Origin of the sequence: Shewanella sp. Scap07 (genome assembly GCF_013394145.1) — a bacterium.
GTDB lineage: Bacteria > Pseudomonadota > Gammaproteobacteria > Enterobacterales > Shewanellaceae > Shewanella > Shewanella waksmanii.
The window spans coordinates 747,112-764,887 of sequence record NZ_CP041329.1; the positions used below are offsets into that span (position 1 = coordinate 747,112).

The window sequence follows — 17,776 nt, forward strand, 5'->3', positions numbered from 1 at the left end:
TAAATCAAACAAAAACACCCATCATTTGATGGGTGTTTTTTTATAGCAGTATAAAACAAAGTATTGATGGTATTATCCAGTGTTAGGTCTCTTTCTATCTAGGTAAAGATTTCTTGCACCATCAATTGCTACTGAGTAGAGAATCAGTGTAATTAAGGTTGTGATTACAAATTTACTCATAGCGAAATTATTGTATACGAACATCGGATCAAATTGGGTATATTTTCTAATAGCTCTTTCAACAAGAGATGCAAGATTTACACTTATCGACAACATATAAAGTAGAATGATACCTATCTCATTGCTTGTTAATTTATAGTACTCTGCAGAACGACGCGCTAGGTGCTGAATAAACTTAAAATTAACGCCGGATAAAGCTGTTGCAGTTTTCTGCCGTTTTAATATTAGTAATATGACAATCAAATCCATAATACTAATAAATACGTAATAAAAACCGCCCCAACTTAAAATGATACTTATAGTAAGTAGGTCAAAACTCTTAAAGACTATCAAAGTACCAGTTAGCCAGCGAATATTTGGTGATCTCGCACTGATGGCAAATGCTAGAAATAGAGCAACCCATTCTAATAGATTAAGCGGTGAATAATACTCTAACATTTGGTTGAGTAGCTTCCTGAGCATCAGAGTTACTTTCTACTGTCGGCCCAGCTAAGCCAGTTGGAGTACGACTATATGTGAAAGTTTCTTCTTGGATAGTTGGTGGTGGTTGCATATCCCCGCCAGAAGTTTTTATTGAGTATGGCGGTGGTTGCATATCTCCACCAGAAGTTTTGATTGAGTTTGGTGGTGGTTGCATATCACCACCAGAGGTTCTAATTGAGTTTGGTGGCGGCTGCATATCTCCACCAGAAGTGTTAGTGCCAACTGCAATGGTTTTTGGTACAGGTAAATCTGTAGTATTACTTTGAATCAGTGGCGGCTGACTGGTGATGTTCATCTTGTACCTCCTTGTCTGAAATATGTTGCCCTATTGCTTTTCTCGGCAGTAAATTATTCGGATTTAAGCCTACCACGACACACAATTTGATAAATTGCGACAGTTTAGGCTCTGAAATACCATCTTCCCAGTTATAGATAGTTTGCCGACTACAACCCATTTTTTGGGCTAATTCACTGACACTATATCCTTGTGTTAGGCGAAGTGATTTGACTATATCCGGTGTATTTAGCATAAAATCCCTTTTTGCTGTGTTGTATTAGCATCACGAGAAACATCCTTATTCTCAAATAATCGAGTGGTATATTATTATCACTTGTCGATAAATTAGTCTAATTTTTTTGACAGTGATTCAGGTATTGTGGATGCCGGCTTAACTTGTGCGTATAGATAAATAATAAGCTAGAAAACTAGCCTTCACCATTATTGAATGATAGTGAGTGACCACAAGTTTGTTTATTGAGAGGCCCAGGGTACTATTCAATAAGCGATGAAATTTGCCCCCAGAGCAAGTGCTATTCAAGCCAGAGTAACGTCGTACAGGCCAGAGTATCGGTGTTGCATTAGCCGCACCAGGGTGACATTCATATGCGGCAACATACGCAACTTCATCATTGCCCAATATCATCAACTGATATTGGGTGATGGTGGTATTTTACTCACCATTATCATGCCTACTCGTGCGCTGGTTTCATAGCGACACAATTGCAGTGCTTTTCAATGAGCAGCTCGCTCACATTGATTGTTTGCTCATCTCTTTGTGGACTAAGCTCGCATCTGATTTTTCTGCCTTAGCCAAACAACTCAGGCCTAAGCTTCCTTGACCCCATTGGGTGAGCACGCCGCTGACCTCACCTACGCTATTAGGGGTAATGGTTATTCGGCCTCGAGCAACTATTTTTACTGGGCCGCTGAAGCCACAAGGGGCATCAGGAAGTAAAATGGTGCAGTATTTGTCGCTTTCTTCAATGATATACACCCACTGTAAGCTGTCGTCGACTCCGCGATATAAGCCTGTTGAGTAACTCGAATCCGTTTTATCGCCGAGTAGGCCGCGAGAAATTGACTTAATTGCTTGGTATAAGGGGACCTTGGCAAGTGTATGTTGCTCAGCCTTGGTTAACCACTGGCGAGCATATGGGCTGCGAAGCAAGGTGCCAAATAGTAATGAGGTTACCGTTAGTAAAGCGCATGCCTGGGCAAATGGTGAGGTGCTAAGCAGTTGCAAATGACTGGGCACCATCTCTGCAAGTGGATTGGAAATACTAACGATTAAGTCGATGATTTCACTAATCATAATGTAAAATAGTAATAGCGGTACCACAAATAACAGTCCACTGAATAAGCAGTGTTTGAATTTTTGAAGTAATGGGTTCATAGCGGCATCCAAAGGCAGTGTATGCCGCTATTGTATCGGTTTTAAGCTAATAACTAAGTTGGTACCTATAGGATAATCTAATAGGTTAAATGCTGAATCGGGCTGGTGTTTGTGGGTTAATGTTAATTGAGTAGCGCATGATCTTCGGGTAACTGGCGACTAATCCATAGAACCAGTTTGTGCTTCATATTCGGGCCATCTTCTTTATCTGTCGCTAACGGTTGGATCAGCTTATCTTGCACGAGTAGTCGGTAGATACATTCGACCTTATCTTTCGGTGAGATGCCTTTGTCAAAATCGGCAAAGCCCCGTTTTTTTGCATAGCCGACGCCTATTTCTAATGCTAGCTTGAGCAATTGAGCATCATGTTTACCTTGCTTCATAAAACATCCTCAGTAGTCACACTCATTATGTCGCTGTTGTAGGGCTACCATAACAAACTTATTGGGTGATTAGCAGATGGCATTTCACAGAACTATGTTTATTTTCACTGTTTTAATGCAACTAGTGCGCGGGCTTACAACTTAATACTGATTCTGTTCACCGTCACAGTGCTGCTATTGTTATTTGGCTAAATTTGGCTAGACTGAGCCCCTAAATTTTTAAGCAAGGATGCGAAAAATGACTTCCCCACACTGGTTTATCATTGTTATCACCGTGGTATTTTTAATGGTTTGGTTTGCGGCCTCAATGACCTCACCGATGATGTTTGCAGCCCCCGGCGCTATGCAGCATAAAGGCAATATTATGCTGGTTTTATCTGTGGTGCATTCACCGATAGTGGTTTTTAGTTTTTTCTGGCTTATGCAGTGGACTTTCTTAGGTATGCACCCTGGTTGGGTATTAGGATTTTTGAGTAGCGTGATAATTATTGGTAGTTACAAAGTCGGTTACTACGAACTTATTATGCCGATGCTCAAAGGCAGCTTGTGATCCCGCAAATTAAAAAAGCCCAGCTATACAAAAATAGCGGGGCTTTTTTATCTAAGCAGTCAATTACTGAGCTGAGAAATCGTTCTCGACTAGTTGCTGCTTATTTTCCGCTTGTGGCGTGTGACATTGAGTACAGCTGTAGTACTCATTGTTTAACTTGCCGTTAGCAAGCATATGTGAAGGGTCAACCGCTGTTGCCTTCATACGCTGCGCCTTTTCTGGGCTGTGACAAGTAATACAGCCATTACGCTTTAAGGTGATTGGGTAATCAGCCTTATGAGGAATTAAAGGTGGTTGATGAGCAAATCCACGTTCAATTGACTCTCCGCGTTTTGGATAGGTTGGCATTGCATCAGCAGCACGTACATCGGTAATCTCTGATTTACCTAGTGAGCTGATATTTACAGGTTCGGCATTTTGGTTAGCTTGTTGGCCTGAACAAGCGCTAAGCGCCATGACCAGCGCGGCTAAGGTGAGTACTTTTTTCATTGGTTGTTCTCCGCCTTTATGGCAATTCGGTTTTGATACTGGAAAACGCGTTGGGCACAGACATCGATACAACGTCCACATTGAGTACAATCACTGTCAACTATCATTGGATTACTGCCCTTAAGTGCGGGTTTAAGCACTTGGCGTTCAGGGCACACTTCAAAGCAATCCATACAGTTGTCACAGGCACCCGCACGAGTTGCAGATACTTTGATTGGGCTCACTTTGCCCAGTAGGGCAAATAGCGCACCGGTTGGACATAGGTGACCACACCAAGCTCGTTCACTTATCAGTAAATCGAGTAAAAATATGACCACTAATATCCACAGTCCAGTTAGCGACCCAAATAACACGGCACGGTAAACCAGCGGTACCGGATTGACCCACTCCCAAGCTGTTATTCCGCTTAGCATGGGTAAAATCATTACCATAGCTAGCATGTAATAGCGCAAGTTGCGGGGCAGTTCGGCAATACGGGGCAGGGCCAGCTTTCTGCGTAACCAGCTGGCTGCATCGGTAATCATATTGACAGGGCAGACCCAGCTGCAAAATACACGGCCACCGGCCAATGCATAAAACAGCGCGATAAGCGCACCACCGACTATCAGACTGATTTCTGGTAGGTGGCCTGTCATAAATACCTGCAGTGTGGTTAGCGGATCGGCTAACGGCACGACTCCCATAAATTCACTGGCTGAGAGATTACCTTTAAATAGCCACAAACCCAGCCAAGGGCCGATGGCAAACAGGCTAAGGACTATGAGCTGGCAGCTGCGGCGCAGCAACAAAAAACGATGGGCTTTAAACCAGCCTAACTCGTCTATTGCGGCCTGGGCGAACTTTGCCTGACTCATATCTCAAACCCTTTATTCAGCATCTCTAGCGTGGTGCTCTCAGTATCGATATACGTATCGTGTGAGGCAGTTTTGCCAAGTGCGATAGCACTGGGTAACACTCTAATTGCAGCTTCTTCCAATACACATACATGTTCACACTTTCCACAGCCCGTGCAGCTGTCGCTGTTGACGGTAGGAAGGAACATCGCATGGTGATCACTGCGCTCATTGTGTTGCCGTTCAAGGGTGATAGCATCATCTATCAGAGGGCAAACTCGATAGCATACATCACATCTTAAGCCTTTAAAGTTAAGACAGTTTTTTTCATCTATTAGTACTGCAATACCCATTTTTGCTTGGTCAATATCGTCCAATGTTTGATCTAACGATCCCGATGGACAAACTTTCACGCAAGGAATGTCATCGCACATTTCACATGGAATTGTGCGTGCAGTGAAATAGGGTGTACCGGTTGCAGCGCCTTCAAACCAGCGAGCTAGCTTGAGCGTGTCGTAAGGGCAAGCTTCGACACAAAGTCCACAACGAACACAGGCTGAAAGAAACTCCTGTTCTGCTAATGCGCCTGGCGGGCGAATAGCCAGAGGATCGAGGCGTGACGACTTCGCCACCCCTGTTACCCCTAACCCTACTAACCCCACAGCACAGCCTGCCTTAGCACTAGTGGCTAAGAACTGACGGCGGTTTACGCCTTTGGCTGTAGTGGAAGCTTGCTTCGCCCGACTCATTGTTATCTCCGTCTATGCATCAATTAGGCTGTTAGGCCTTCATTACTTTCACAGGACACTTCTTAAAGTCTGTCTCTTTAGACAGTGGGTCAGTTGCATCAAGTAGTAACTTGTTAACCAGCTGACGCGCATCAAAGAACGGCATAAACACGACACCTTTAGGTGGCTTGTTGCGGCCCTTGGTTTCTACACGGGTTTTCACTTCACCACGAGGAGAGGCAACAACCACTTCATCGCCACGTTTTAATCCACGTGTTTTCGCGTCTTCAGGATGCATAAAGATTTGTGCATCTGGGTAGGCGCGGTAAAGTTCAGGTACACGTGCGGTCATTGAACCTGTATGCCAATGCTCAAGTACACGACCTGTTGACATCCATAGATCAAATTCTGCATTCGGTTCTTCAGCAGCAGGCTCAAAAGGTAAGGCAAAAATTAGTGCCTTGCCGTCTGGTTTGCCGTAGAAGTCGAAATCTTTGCCATCTTTCACATACGGGTCACCTGCAGAGAAGCGACGTAGCGTTTCTTTACCGTCAACCACTGGCCAACGTAGACCGCGGGTCTCATGGTAAGTATCAAAGTTAGCTAAATCGTGCTTATGACCACGGGTAAACTGGGCGTACTCTTCGTAGATACCTTTTTGCAAGTAGTAGCCGAAATGCTCAGACTCTTCGTTCATTTCGCCTTTACAGTCAGAGACTGGGAACTTATTAATGGTACCGTTAGCAAATAATACGTCGTAAAGCGTTTTATCTGCATTTTCAGGTTGCTTAGCAATGAGCTCTGCAGGCCAAACTTCTGATACTTTGAAACGCTTAGAAAACTCAACGAGCTGCCACAGATCCGATTTTGCACCCTTTGGTGCTTTGACTTGTTGGTGCCACATTTGAGTACGACGCTCTGCGTTACCGTACGCACCTTCTTTCTCTACCCACATGGCAGTAGGCAGAATCAAGTCAGCAGCCATGGCGGTGACAGTCGGGTAAGGGTCCGATACCACAATGAAGTTATCTGGATTACGGAAACCAGGATAGATCTCATCATTGATGTTTGGACCGGCTTGCATGTTATTGGTACACATAGTCCAGTAACAATTTAGCTTGCCATCTTTCAACATGCGGCTTTGCAGTACAGCGTGGTACCCCGGCTTCGGCGGAATCGTGCCTTCAGGGATTTGCCACAGCTTTTCAGTCAAGGCGCGATGCTTAGGATTAGCCACAACCATGTCTGCAGGAAGACGGTGGGCAAACGTACCCACTTCACGGGCAGTACCACAAGCAGAAGGCTGACCGGTCAACGAGAATGGACTGTTACCTGGAGTTGATATCTTGCCGGTTAACAAGTGTAGGTTATACAACATGTTATTGGCCCAAACACCACGAACGTGTTGGTTAATACCCATGGTCCATAAGCTCATGACTTTCACTTTTGGATCGGCATAGGCCTTGGCTAGCTCTACGAGCTTCTCTGGCTCAACGCCACTCATTTCAGCGGCATACTCTAAGGTATAGCTGCTGACAAACTTAGCGTATTCATCAAAGCTAATCGGTGTTGATTTACCATTACCTGGATTTTTGGCTTTTTTCTCTAATGGATGGTCTGGGCGCAGACCGTAGCCAATATCTGTGGTACCTAAAACAAACTTAGTGTGTTTGCTAATGAAGTCTTTGTTGACTGCATTGTTTTCGATAATGTAGTTGGCGATATAGTTAAGAATCACCAAATCTGTTTGTGGCTTGAACACCATTGGGTTATCAGCTAAATCGAAGCTACGGTTTTCAAACGTTGACAATACATGTACACGACCATCTGGATTACCCAAGCGGCGGTCAGATAAACGAGCCCATAAAATTGGGTGCATTTCTGCCATGTTCGCGCCCCAAAGCACGAAGTGATCTGCGGCTTCTAAATCATCGTAGCAGCCCATTGGCTCATCAATACCAAAGGTACGCATGAAGCCACCAACTGCAGACGCCATACAGTGGCGAGCATTAGGATCAATGTTGTTGGTGAGGAAACCGGCTTTATGCAGTTTTGATGCTGCGTAACCTTCCCACACTGTCCATTGGCCTGAACCAAACATGCCAACTGCTGTAGGACCCTTTTCTTTTAGGGTTTTCTTCCACTTGTCAGCCATGGTGTCTAGTGCGACATCCCAGCTTACTGGGGTGAACTCACCTTCTTTGTCGTATTTGCCATCTTTCATACGCAGTAAAGGCGAGTCTAGTCTGTCTTTACCGTACATGATTTTAGATAGGAAATAGCCTTTAATACAGTTAAGGCCTTTGTTGACGGGGCTTTCTGGATCGCCTTTAGTGGCAACAACTTTACCGTTGTTGGTACCCACCAAAACGCTACAGCCTACACCGCAAAAACGGCATGGCGCTTTATCCCACTTGATGTTGTCCTTCTGCTCAGCGGCTTCAACGATCTTCACTGGCAGAGTGACACCAACTGTGGTTGCAGCGGCAACGGCAGCGTTGGCTTTTAGAAACTCGCGACGGCTAATGCTCATGGTGTTTCCTCACTCTTTTCTTTTAATGGTTCAACTTGATGATATACAAGACTGCTTGATAGTACGCCCGTTAGGGCATTAATGGCTTCGACGTTATCCAGTATAGATGCTTGTGTCTCACCCTCTAGGGTGACGACTAACTTTCCTTCGTCGGTCACGGCGTGGATCTCGGTGCCCGGGAGGACATCGATATTGTGTTTGACTTCAACTAGCGCTTTGGGCGCAGCATGCACCACTAAGCTAGTTACATGATATTCTTGACTCATTTTGGGACGGATCCTTAATGGCTATGATTACTGCTGTTTCGCCAATTGCGAAACAAAAACAATCTTCAAGCTATAAATTGAGTCTAAACCTCATATAAAGTGTGGGTATACCCCACAAGAGGTATTGGGCGGTATTGTGGATCTAGATCAAACTTTTGAGCGTGATATTTATCACAGATTGAAATTTATACAAATTGCTTGTATGAAAGCTTATTTAGGGGATGACGAACTAGCTCTATCAATGGCTAAAATAATGATATTTAAGCCATTGCGATTGATTATCGTTTAGGGTTAAGGCTATTAACAAAGAGGTATAAATGGCGCCGATAGTCAGTCATAGCCATGTTTAATATCCCGTTAACTCCATATAGCCTTGTGCGGTGTGGCTGCCTGTAGCATTAACTGGGCCTTCCCAATAGTTCACTGATAAAGGTTGCAGCGCATTGGCGTTTAAGGGAGAAACCTCTAACGCTATCTGCTCTGAAGCGATACTCACTTGCCACTTTACTGGATAGTCTTGGTTATTGATTTTATGCCAACCAATGGGGCTGAGTTGAATATCTTCATTGGCAATCGCATGACCGGTGCCATCGGCAAACATGCGCCGCGCACTATAGAAGTTAGGTTGGCCACGCAGTTGAAACACCATCAGAGCAGAGCCATCATCAAGCCGTAACGCAAACCAGTCCCAACCTTGCTGATTGTCTTTTAAAAACTGTGAACTCCACTCTCTATCAAGCCAAGCTTGTCCGGTGACAGCGACTTGTTCACCTTGTCGCTCAATCCAGCCGCTCACGTCGATAAAGGGCTGGCTGTAGTAATGAGAGGCCACTTCACCAGTTGGGTCTTTAATGCTATAGCCGTTATTACCTTGCAACTGATAGGGTGCTTGTGTCGTGAGTTTAAGCTCATAACGATATTGTGGATCAGTGACCGATAAGGTGGCGGGAAATAAATCTTCGCCGCTGGCGCGCCATTGCCAGTTATCCAATACCACACTAAATGGCTTTGCTGTTGTGCCAGCGAGTTGATTGTGTTGTCTCGACCAGCGCTCACTGGCTAAATGACTCTGTTTGCTAGTTAGCGCACTGTGAGCCATATAAAGCTGATTCGTCGCCCATGCAGATGACTCACCACTATCGCTGCTTTGCTGTTGCGGTGGTGACATTGCAATTCTAAATTGGGTCCACTGCACCCCGATGGGCTCACCGGATGCGGTTCTTAAGTTAGCGGTGAGATACCACCATTCTAAGCGGTAGTCATCATGGGCATTATGATCTGCTGGGAAGCGGATTTCTGTCGTGTCGAGTACCGGCGCAAAACCACTGCTCTGTTGTCCCATGATATTACCCATTGACGCACTGCCTTGTGGGGGGCTATCAGAGCAGCCTTGCATTAGTATTATGGCTGTGAGCAGCAAATTTGTGGTGAGATATTGCGGCCATGTCTTGGTTGATTGAAGCTTGATGATATTCATAATAGCTCGCTTTGAAGACTGCTGACTAAGGGGCGGCGAGTTTGTTTATAGAGTGGCAGCATGACCGCTAACGTACTGGCCAATAAGGCGAGCACAATAACCTGAAAATACGCCTGCCAATCCCAAACCATGGCGATGGTCCAGCCAAAGGCCTGGTAGGTGATCTTGTGGATGAGTAAATAGCCAAGTAGGGCGCCAGTAGGCAAAGCCACTAAGCAGGTAAGCAGCACGATAAGCCACATCTGCACGAATACCATAAGTCTAAGTTGGCCACGATTGATACCTAGACAGTATAAGCGGGCGATAGGAGCCAAACGCGATTGAGTTAGCATGAAGCAAGCGTTAAATAGGCCCACAGCAGCCACTAATAAGGTCAAGCTGTTGAGTACTTGGGTAATTGAAAACGTCCGCTTAAACATTGTCACCGCCAGCTGCTTAATTCCTTGCTGACTATAGATTTGCGCGTCCGACAATTCGAAGGTTTGTTGAATGCGTAAAATAAGTGCTTGTTCATCGCCTGTGACGGCAACAGCTAAGCTGGTGGGGATCGCGGGGAGATTTTGTTGTTGCCACAATGCTGGCGGAATCAGCAGTTCGCCGTAGGGGTTACCGTAATCAAAATAGATGCCCGCTAAGGTAAACGGCTTGTCACCTAGTGCTGTAATGGTGAGTTTGTCACCTACATTGAGCCCGAGCTTGAGGGCCAGTGGCTCGCTGAGTAGCACGAATCGGCCATCAAAAAACTGCTGCCAAATGTCCTCCATTGCCTGTTTTAATACGGTAGTTTGTTCAATGGAGTTGGCATCGCGAGTGAGGATAAAGCTGGGGTAGCCTTGATAGCTGCTTTTGAGGTACCACTGCTTGTAGACCTTGTCGGCATCGGGTTGCTGTTGCAGATAGCGGGCGATATCTTCGACTTTATCGCTAGGCGGACGCATATAAAGATCGGCGTGAAGCCGTGCATCTAGCCACTGTTTTAAGGTGATTTCGAAACTGCCGACTAAGGTATTCATGGAGATATTGGCAGTCAGTGCTAACAAAATTGCCATCATCGCTAATGATAGCGGCGGTACCAACTCTTTCGTTTCAGCTACCTGATAACCGACTAACCCCTTAGTGAACAAGCGACTAATGAGGCTAACCAATTGCATCAGTGTCCAGGGTAAAGCCAATGGAATGGCAATAACCACTAGGCCAAGCAATACCATGGTGACCCGATAGTCATCACTAAAAGGCATGCCGATTGTGGCAATTGTGCCGAGTGCCAAAGCAATGAATAGCATGGTTTTATGGGATTGGTGTGCGCTATGTTCATTGATGAGTTTATTACTATTACGTGCCAAAGGCTGTCGATACAGATCGACAAACAGCGAACTACAGGCCAACAGTGCAGCGAAGAAGGTTAATAGTAGAGCTTGAGCGAGCCAGCTCCAATGCCACTTGCCGGGCAAAATATTGGCACCATACAGTTGCTCTAAGGTCACTGAAACCATAGGCTGAAGCCAGTAGCTCAGTTGAAGCCCTAAAATAAAACCAATAACGGCACCGATAATCACCAGTACGAATAATTCGCTGATCACGGCGGCAATTAAACTGATTTTTAAAATGCCATGCTGCTGTAATTGAGTCAGCAGATGTTGGCGTTTCAGCAGACTGTAGCGTACGCCGTTGTAGGCGATGAACAAGCCGACAATAAACGCTAACAGACTCATTGCAGTCAGGTTAAGGTGAAAACTGTCTGTCAGCGCGGTCATGCTTGCGCCATTATCATTTTCGACCAACAGTGCCTGCTGGGCGATCAGGCTTTCTAGTTGCGGTATTTGATATGTCAGCTCACCAAACAGCGCGATATAGCTCAGTTGACCCTTTTGCCCCATTAAGCGCTGTGCCAAAGAGATGTCCATAAGCAAACGTTGACCTAGGTTAAAATCATCGCTTACGGCAATGATTTCAAGCGGCTGCCCCGCGAGTGAAAATGGTTGCGTGAGATATGTGTTAGCTAAGCTTTGACTCATTAACACCACGGGGGCGCCATTAAGTAATCGAGCTAGCGGAATATCACCGCTAAAGGGGCTAGGGGCCGAAGCTGTGCTATGGCTACCGTCTGCAACTTGATGACTTAGGGCGCTAATTGCTGCAATTAAATCGCTGCCTTGCACTCGCCAAGGTTTCTGTTTGGCGTCCATCAGTACGCCCTCTATGACGGCGAGTGACTGACTGATACCTTGTTGCCTGATATCGAAATAGAGTGATTCATTAATATGGGACTGGGCGAACTTTGGCGAGATGGTATAGCTTGCCTGCTGGCTAAGTAATTCAGTGACTGAGGCATAGCTGGCAATGGCGTTCTCATTGGTGGCCCTGACGCCGGTTAGCAAGGTCACCGCGAGTATGATCCCGACTAAAATGGCACTGGCTTGCAATGGAGATTGCCGATAATGGGCCGCAAAAATAGCTAAGCTGTGCCAATAGCCTTGTACGCCAAAGCTATTCATGGACTGTGCCCAATTTTACATGGCAGCGACGCTGCATGAAAGCGGCGCACTCTTCACTGTGAGTCACCATCAATACACTGGTTTGCTGCTCTGTTGTCAATGCCGTCATCAGCTGCATCACTTCCATACTGGCTTGCTGATCGAGATTGCCTGTCGGTTCATCGGCGAGTAACAGCGCCGGTTGATGCGCTAATGCTCGTGCGATGGCCACTCGCTGTTGTTGGCCGCCAGATAACGACTGCACATGCCGTGATAGCAGGTCTCCCAACCCTAAAGTGGTGACTAAATGATCGCACCAGTCATTCCATTTATGGCCATTCAAACTAAGGGGAAAGACGATGTTATGTTTAACATCGATTGGCGTTAGTAGATTGAACTGTTGAAACACGACGCCTAATTGTTGATGTCGAAAACGACTCCACTGTTTGTCTTGCCATTGCTGAGTGTCTTCGCCACGAAGGATGATTTGACCACTTGATAATGGTTCAAAGCCTGCAATGAGATTTAGCAGGGTGCTCTTACCACAGCCACTGGCGCCAGTTAACGCCACGCTATCAGCTTTGTTGAGCACAAAATTGACTTGATTAAGTACTTGGTGTTGTTGCTCGCCATCCATAAAAGACTTGGATAGATTATTTAGCTCAACGATTGCATGACTCATTATCACTCCATTGCTAACTGCTGCAATTATCCCACTCGAACCCAGACCGAATATTAACGCGATGGTGAGTGGATTTGACCCATATGCCACTAACAACTCTTTAAATGGCGACACTATCGCTTTGCGATAAAATCTTGATTCTGAATGCTACATATACAAGATCTAGGTTGGTTCGCTTCACTTCACAAATTCATCATACCTGAATCGGTATTAGATAATACATACTTAACTCGTGCCTAGAAGGATCATTTATCATATCGATAATGGCGGTATTTATCGGTCGGGGTTGGGCGGTTGAGTGTGCGGGACATAGATAAGAAAAAGGCGCAAGATGCGCCTTTTAATGAACTCGTTACCGCATTGTTATTGCGATGGCTGAGGCGTGTATTATGCTTCGTCCAGCGAATAGGGCAGCGCCTGAATAGTCAGCGACGATGCTGGCATGTCAGCAATACGTAGTTGGGTACCGATTTCAGTATCATTAGGCAGTACGGCACTAAGCAGCACTTGGTTGTCTTGCTGAGCAACCTCAATAATGGTGCCGAGTTTTTTAAAGCCATCTTCGATGGCGATTTCCAATTTACTGTCGGTATTAACCGCTGACTCTGCTGTGCCAGTAATGATATACAGTGCACGCTTGTTGCCACCACGGTATTTCATTCGGGCGATGGTTTCTTGGCCCATGTAACAGCCTTTTTCAAAGCTGATGCCATTGATAGCTTGTAAGTTACACATCTGCGGCACAAATTGACCTTGATGACTGGCAGCAATATTAGGGTAGCCAGCTTTGATATCAAGCGCTTGCCAAGCTGTGGCGCTGTATAAAGGCTCACTAATTGAGCCCAATAATGGCTGTGCAGCACTTTGTTCTAATACCATGATGTAGCGCTCGCCATCTTTAAGTAAAACGCCGCCGGGAATTTCACTCAGCTCTTGGTTGATTTCGCCAAAATGATCTTGTATCCACTGGCTAGCATCAGTGCCTGCTACGCCCAATATAACAAAGTCTTCACTGGCATCGGTTAGCTCTGCTTTACTAAATACGGCGTATTTAGCTAATTGAGGTAAATCGGCTGCTAAGGTGTCTTTTGGCATCATTAGCATCAGTGCATCATCGATAGCAAATGTTCTGAATGCCGCTAACATTTTACCTTTAGGGTCACAATGTGCCCCCCAACGCCACTGATCGTTAGCTAAAGAGCTGATATCGGTGGTAACTTGTCCATGAATAAAGCTTCGACCTTGCTCTCCGGTGACGCGCATCAGGCCAAAATGGTCAAGTACAGATAGCATTACAGCAGGAGTAGAGTCGGTTGCTAGCCATTGTGGCTGCGAAAGGCTTAAAGTCATGGTAATCGTCCTAAGCTAAAGCGGGTAGAATCACTAAAGAGTGTCATCCTATCGTGTGGTTAGTTAAAGATATATGGGCATTTATAAAAATATAAAGGGATCAAATGTGATCCGTAGAACAAAAACAATATTTGAGCATAGATGAGCACAACAACTGAGGCAATTGAGGAAGGAATATGTCCAGCAATAGCGCAACCTTAAACACTATTAACCAGCAAGATGACGCAGTTTTTGAACAGCTTGTCGCTGGGGTTAGGCAGTTTAATGTCGAGCACATGGGGGATGAAAAATCGCAGCCACTCATGGTGGTTGCCCGTGATGAACACGGGGTATTGATTGGCGGCGTGGCAGGATGCACCATATATCGAAATTACTTGATAGAGGTGGTGTGGGTTGCTGAAAATCAGCGTGGTAGCGGACTTGGAAAGCGCTTAATGATGCAAGCTGAAGCTGAAGCTAAGTCTCGTGGCTGTGTGGTGGCACAACTTGACACTTTGGGGTTCCAAGCACAGCCTTTTTATCAAAAGCTAGGTTTTGAAGTGGTCGGTGAGGTGCCAGAATTAGTGGCAAGTCCAGCGCGCTATTTTATGCTGAAACATTATTAGCGTTTTAGGTAGCGGCTTTGACGTCCAAACAACGCAGTTTTTGACTGTTCATCATGGCCCTTAAATGAAAAAAGCACATGTCATTCATGTGCTTTTTAATTACCGATGTGCCGGACTAGTTGAGCAGTCTAGCGCGAATGGTACCGTCGATAGCTTTCATCTGCTCAAGCGCTTCTACGGCTTGGTCAGAGTCGACTTCCATCACTACATAACCAATGTCAGCGGTAGTTTGTAGGTATTGCGCCGCAATATTGATGCCTTTCTCCGCAAACGCTTGGTTAATCTTAATTAGAATACCGGGTTTGTTATGGTGAATGTGCAATAGTCGCGAAGCATTCTCATGCTGAGCCAGCGAGACTTCAGGGAAGTTAACCGCTGTTACCGTTGAGCCATTGTCTGAGTATTTCGCCAACTTACCCGCGACCTCGATACCAATGTTCTCTTGAGCTTCTTGGGTGCTACCACCCACGTGAGGAGTCAAAATAACATTATCTAAGCCACGTAGCGGACTGATAAATTCATCGTCATTAGATTTTGGCTCTACAGGGAACACATCAATGGCGGCGCCAACAATACGTTCACTCTTGATTGCTTGGGCAAGGGCATCGATATCAACCACTGTACCGCGAGAAGCATTGATTAAGATGCTTCCTTGCTTCATGCAGTCAAGCTCGGCTGCTGCTATCATCTCTTTAGTCTGTGCCGTTTCTGGTACATGTAAACTGACTACATCAGCAAGGGATAGCAATTCAGGTAGCGAGTGGATCTGTTGCGCATTACCGAGTGGCAGTTTGTCTTCAATATCATAAAAGATGACACGCATGCCTAAGGTTTCCGCCAAAATACCTAGTTGGGTACCGATATGACCATAGCCAATCACGCCAAGAGTTTTGCCGCGGGCCTCATAACTGCCGACCGCGCTCTTTAACCAGCCACCGCGGTGTGCCAGTGCGTTTCGCTGCGGAATGCCGCGAAATAGCATGATTATCTCGCCTAATACCAATTCTGCTACACTTCGAGTGTTTGAGAACGGCGCATTGAATACCGGAATACCGCGTTTTTCGGCAGCAGCAAGATTGACTTGGTTAGTGCCGATACAAAAGCAACCAATACCGACTAATTTTTCGGCATGATTCAGCACAGTTTCAGTGATTTGGGTACGCGAGCGAAGACCAACAAAGTGAGCATCTTTAATGGAAGCTAATAGTGCTTCCTCCCCGAGTGATGCCTTGTGATACTCTATGTTGCTGTATCCTGCACGTTTAAATACATCAACGGCAGACTGGTGGACGCCTTCCAACAGCAGGATCTTGATCTTATCCTTGTCCAGCGAATGTTTCGCCATGATATGGGTACCCTCTTGTTTGTTGTTGCTACTATGTCACTATCAATGATGTAATTATTATTATGCCCGCCCAAAATAGCACTTTTTTTCGCCACTGTGGAGGGCTAGATGGCTAAAGTTATTATTCTGATAATAAAACAATATCGTCTAAGGAGTTCTTATTTTGAATAAAAGCGCTATTTGGCTCACGATTTTTTTATCGGTGTTGCTTTGGTCAGGTTACCAACCCAAAGATCAGTTCACTTGGTTTTTAGAGGTGCTCCCCGCAATTGCGGCCTTACCCATACTATTTTTTACGCGAAAGTCATTTCCGTTAACCTCATTGGCCTATGGTCTAATTTTAGTGCATGCGGTGATTTTGATGGTGGGCGGTCACTATACCTATGCTGAAGTGCCACTGTTTGATGATATTGCACAGTGGATGGGGTCAGATCGCAACAATTACGACAAAGTCGGTCATTTGGCCCAAGGGTTTATTCCGGCGCTTTTGGCACGAGAGGTGTTGATTAGGCAGGCTGTGTTGCAGGCGGGCGCTTGGTGCCATTTCTTAGTCTGTTGTTTTGCCCTAGCGCTATCAGCATTTTATGAGTTAATTGAGTGGTGGGTGGCGCTAGCAACCGGTGAAGATGCTGAGGCGTTTTTAGGCACACAAGGTTATGTTTGGGATACGCAATCGGACATGATGATGGCACTCATTGGCGCTATAAGCTGTTTAATCTTGCTGTCGCAAACACATGATAGGCTAATTAAGCAAATTAAGACGCCAAATTAGATTTTTATTCTGTATAAAATAAATTATGTGCATTTTTTAAGTCTACATATTCTATATTATTGACTCTTTATAACTAAATGTTATTCCTCTGTAACATTTGTTGATATAATATTAGCGTTCATACTTTTTTACTATGGTAATTCGGTAGGATTTATTCAAACCTACTAAACCTTATCGGAAAGAGTCATTATTCTGATTGATAGGGAAATGTGATTAACCTGGTTATTGAGTTAATTACTGACTTTTCAGGGAGAGAAGTAAATGAGTAAAATTGACGAGTTAGTCTTTCTGCATCAAGTGGCTGCACCTTGCCATTTAGCAGTACTGGCCGAGTCTATCGGTCTAAAAACACGGATTGTTAAGCAAGTTTCAGAGCTTGATCCTGAGCGGGATAATAATAGCTTTTATCTTATCGCCCAAAAAGGGGCGGCATTAGACAATAAAGGAATTCCTTTATTAGCCTCTCGACTGGTGCCTCATGTGCCTGTTGCGCTATATCAAGTGGAACGAGATACTTTAGAAGCCGAATCAGCATTACTGCTCGGTATTCGAGGCTTACTGTATGCCGATCAGCGCATGGATCTATTATTAACCGGTTTGCGGAAAATGGTAGGCGATGAGCTTTGGTATGATAGAACGTTGATATCTAAAATGTTTCGTCAGCTAGTTAAACGGTTAGATGGTGCGAATGACTTTTCCCAAGATACAGTAGCGATGTTGCAAATGCTCACTGGTCGAGAGAGAACTATTATTCAGCTAGTTTCTAGCGGTGCTAGAAATAAAGAAATTGCACATCGCTTATGTATCAGTGAACATACTGTTAAAGCACATATTTCTTCTATTTTTAGAAAAACGCAATCACGTAATCGAGTCGAGTTATTACGCTGGGCACAAACTTATCAAAGTCATTTTGAATTGTGCTCTTAATAGTCACTTATTTTTAAATTAAAAAA

Annotated in this window: 19 protein-coding genes; 4 read left to right on the forward strand and 15 right to left on the reverse strand. The window is 45.1% G+C overall.

What is annotated here, in order from left to right; translation table 11 throughout:
• Positions 1 to 72: 72 nt before the first annotated feature.
• The 5 genes from FLM48_RS03225 to FLM48_RS03245 all read right to left on the reverse strand — a co-directional run bounded on the left by FLM48_RS03225 (position 73) and on the right by FLM48_RS03245 (position 2,719).
• Positions 73 to 618: a hypothetical protein gene (locus FLM48_RS03225; protein ID WP_179023423.1), complete on the reverse strand. Its 546-nt coding sequence runs from the start codon at positions 616 to 618 to the stop codon at positions 73 to 75.
• Entirely contained in the window at positions 593 to 958 is a 366-nt protein-coding gene (locus FLM48_RS03230) for a hypothetical protein (RefSeq protein ID WP_179023425.1), read from the reverse strand. The genes FLM48_RS03225 and FLM48_RS03230 overlap by 26 nt, the downstream gene beginning before the upstream one ends.
• The gene (locus FLM48_RS03235) at positions 921 to 1,193 is read right to left on the reverse strand and encodes a helix-turn-helix transcriptional regulator (RefSeq protein ID WP_179023427.1); all 273 of its coding nucleotides are present in this window, start codon (positions 1,191 to 1,193) and stop codon (positions 921 to 923) included. Before FLM48_RS03235 ends, FLM48_RS03230 begins: the two co-directional genes overlap by 38 nt.
• Positions 1,194 to 1,691: 498 nt before the next feature.
• Positions 1,692 to 2,336 carry a hypothetical protein gene (locus FLM48_RS03240; protein WP_179023429.1) on the reverse strand — a complete coding sequence of 215 codons (645 nt, stop codon included), beginning with the start codon at positions 2,334 to 2,336 and terminating at the stop codon, positions 1,692 to 1,694.
• 122 nt (positions 2,337 to 2,458) lie between these two features.
• Complete coding sequence (locus FLM48_RS03245; RefSeq protein ID WP_028772029.1) at positions 2,459 to 2,719, reverse strand: DUF5062 family protein; 261 nt, start codon at positions 2,717 to 2,719, stop codon at positions 2,459 to 2,461.
• A 238-nt stretch (positions 2,720 to 2,957) separates the two neighbouring features.
• Between FLM48_RS03245 and FLM48_RS03250 the strand changes: the two genes are divergently transcribed.
• Positions 2,958 to 3,269 carry a hypothetical protein gene (locus FLM48_RS03250; RefSeq protein ID WP_179023431.1) on the forward strand — a complete coding sequence of 104 codons (312 nt, stop codon included), beginning with the start codon at positions 2,958 to 2,960 and terminating at the stop codon, positions 3,267 to 3,269.
• Between the two features lie 63 nt (positions 3,270 to 3,332).
• On the opposite strand, the gene FLM48_RS03255 is transcribed toward FLM48_RS03250, so the two are convergent.
• From FLM48_RS03255 to ygfZ, 9 genes are all read right to left on the reverse strand, one after another.
• A complete protein-coding gene (locus FLM48_RS03255; RefSeq protein WP_028772031.1) occupies positions 3,333 to 3,758 on the reverse strand; it encodes a nitrate reductase cytochrome c-type subunit in 426 nt (141 codons plus the stop codon).
• Complete coding sequence (gene napH, locus FLM48_RS03260; RefSeq protein WP_179023433.1) at positions 3,755 to 4,612, reverse strand: quinol dehydrogenase ferredoxin subunit NapH; 858 nt, start codon at positions 4,610 to 4,612, stop codon at positions 3,755 to 3,757. The genes FLM48_RS03255 and napH overlap by 4 nt, the downstream gene beginning before the upstream one ends.
• Positions 4,609 to 5,340, reverse strand: a complete 732-nt coding sequence (napG, locus tag FLM48_RS03265; protein ID WP_179023435.1) for a ferredoxin-type protein NapG — start codon at positions 5,338 to 5,340, stop codon at positions 4,609 to 4,611. The genes napH and napG overlap by 4 nt, the downstream gene beginning before the upstream one ends.
• A 31-nt stretch (positions 5,341 to 5,371) precedes the next feature.
• Positions 5,372 to 7,852, reverse strand: coding sequence for a nitrate reductase catalytic subunit NapA (gene napA / locus FLM48_RS03270; protein WP_179023437.1), 2,481 nt, complete (start codon positions 7,850 to 7,852; stop codon positions 5,372 to 5,374).
• Positions 7,849 to 8,118 (reverse strand): chaperone NapD, encoded by a 270-nt coding sequence (locus tag FLM48_RS03275; RefSeq protein WP_028772034.1) that lies wholly within the window; start codon positions 8,116 to 8,118, stop codon positions 7,849 to 7,851. The genes napA and FLM48_RS03275 overlap by 4 nt, the downstream gene beginning before the upstream one ends.
• A 346-nt stretch (positions 8,119 to 8,464) precedes the next feature.
• Complete coding sequence (locus FLM48_RS03280) at positions 8,465 to 9,472, reverse strand: lipocalin-like domain-containing protein (RefSeq protein ID WP_256871035.1); 1,008 nt, start codon at positions 9,470 to 9,472, stop codon at positions 8,465 to 8,467.
• A 119-nt stretch (positions 9,473 to 9,591) separates the two neighbouring features.
• Positions 9,592 to 12,090: an FtsX-like permease family protein gene (locus FLM48_RS03285; RefSeq protein WP_179023441.1), complete on the reverse strand. Its 2,499-nt coding sequence runs from the start codon at positions 12,088 to 12,090 to the stop codon at positions 9,592 to 9,594.
• Positions 12,083 to 12,751, reverse strand: a complete 669-nt coding sequence (locus tag FLM48_RS03290) for an ABC transporter ATP-binding protein (protein ID WP_028772037.1) — start codon at positions 12,749 to 12,751, stop codon at positions 12,083 to 12,085. Before FLM48_RS03290 ends, FLM48_RS03285 begins: the two co-directional genes overlap by 8 nt.
• A 387-nt stretch (positions 12,752 to 13,138) precedes the next feature.
• Positions 13,139 to 14,101 (reverse strand): tRNA-modifying protein YgfZ, encoded by a 963-nt coding sequence (gene ygfZ, locus FLM48_RS03295; protein WP_179023442.1) that lies wholly within the window; start codon positions 14,099 to 14,101, stop codon positions 13,139 to 13,141.
• A gap of 176 nt (positions 14,102 to 14,277) precedes the next feature.
• Here ygfZ and FLM48_RS03300 point away from each other — a divergent pair, with 176 nt between their 5' ends.
• Entirely contained in the window at positions 14,278 to 14,706 is a 429-nt protein-coding gene (locus FLM48_RS03300) for a GNAT family N-acetyltransferase (protein WP_028772039.1), read from the forward strand.
• A gap of 115 nt (positions 14,707 to 14,821) precedes the next feature.
• On the opposite strand, the gene serA is transcribed toward FLM48_RS03300, so the two are convergent.
• Entirely contained in the window at positions 14,822 to 16,051 is a 1,230-nt protein-coding gene (gene serA, locus FLM48_RS03305) for a phosphoglycerate dehydrogenase (protein WP_028772040.1), read from the reverse strand.
• Between the two features lie 163 nt (positions 16,052 to 16,214).
• Between serA and FLM48_RS03310 the strand changes: the two genes are divergently transcribed.
• The gene (locus FLM48_RS03310) at positions 16,215 to 16,823 is read left to right on the forward strand and encodes a DUF2238 domain-containing protein (protein WP_179023444.1); all 609 of its coding nucleotides are present in this window, start codon (positions 16,215 to 16,217) and stop codon (positions 16,821 to 16,823) included.
• A gap of 261 nt (positions 16,824 to 17,084) precedes the next feature.
• Positions 17,085 to 17,750, forward strand: coding sequence for a LuxR C-terminal-related transcriptional regulator (locus FLM48_RS03315; protein ID WP_028772042.1), 666 nt, complete (start codon positions 17,085 to 17,087; stop codon positions 17,748 to 17,750).
• The last annotated feature ends 26 nt before the right edge of the window (positions 17,751 to 17,776 follow it).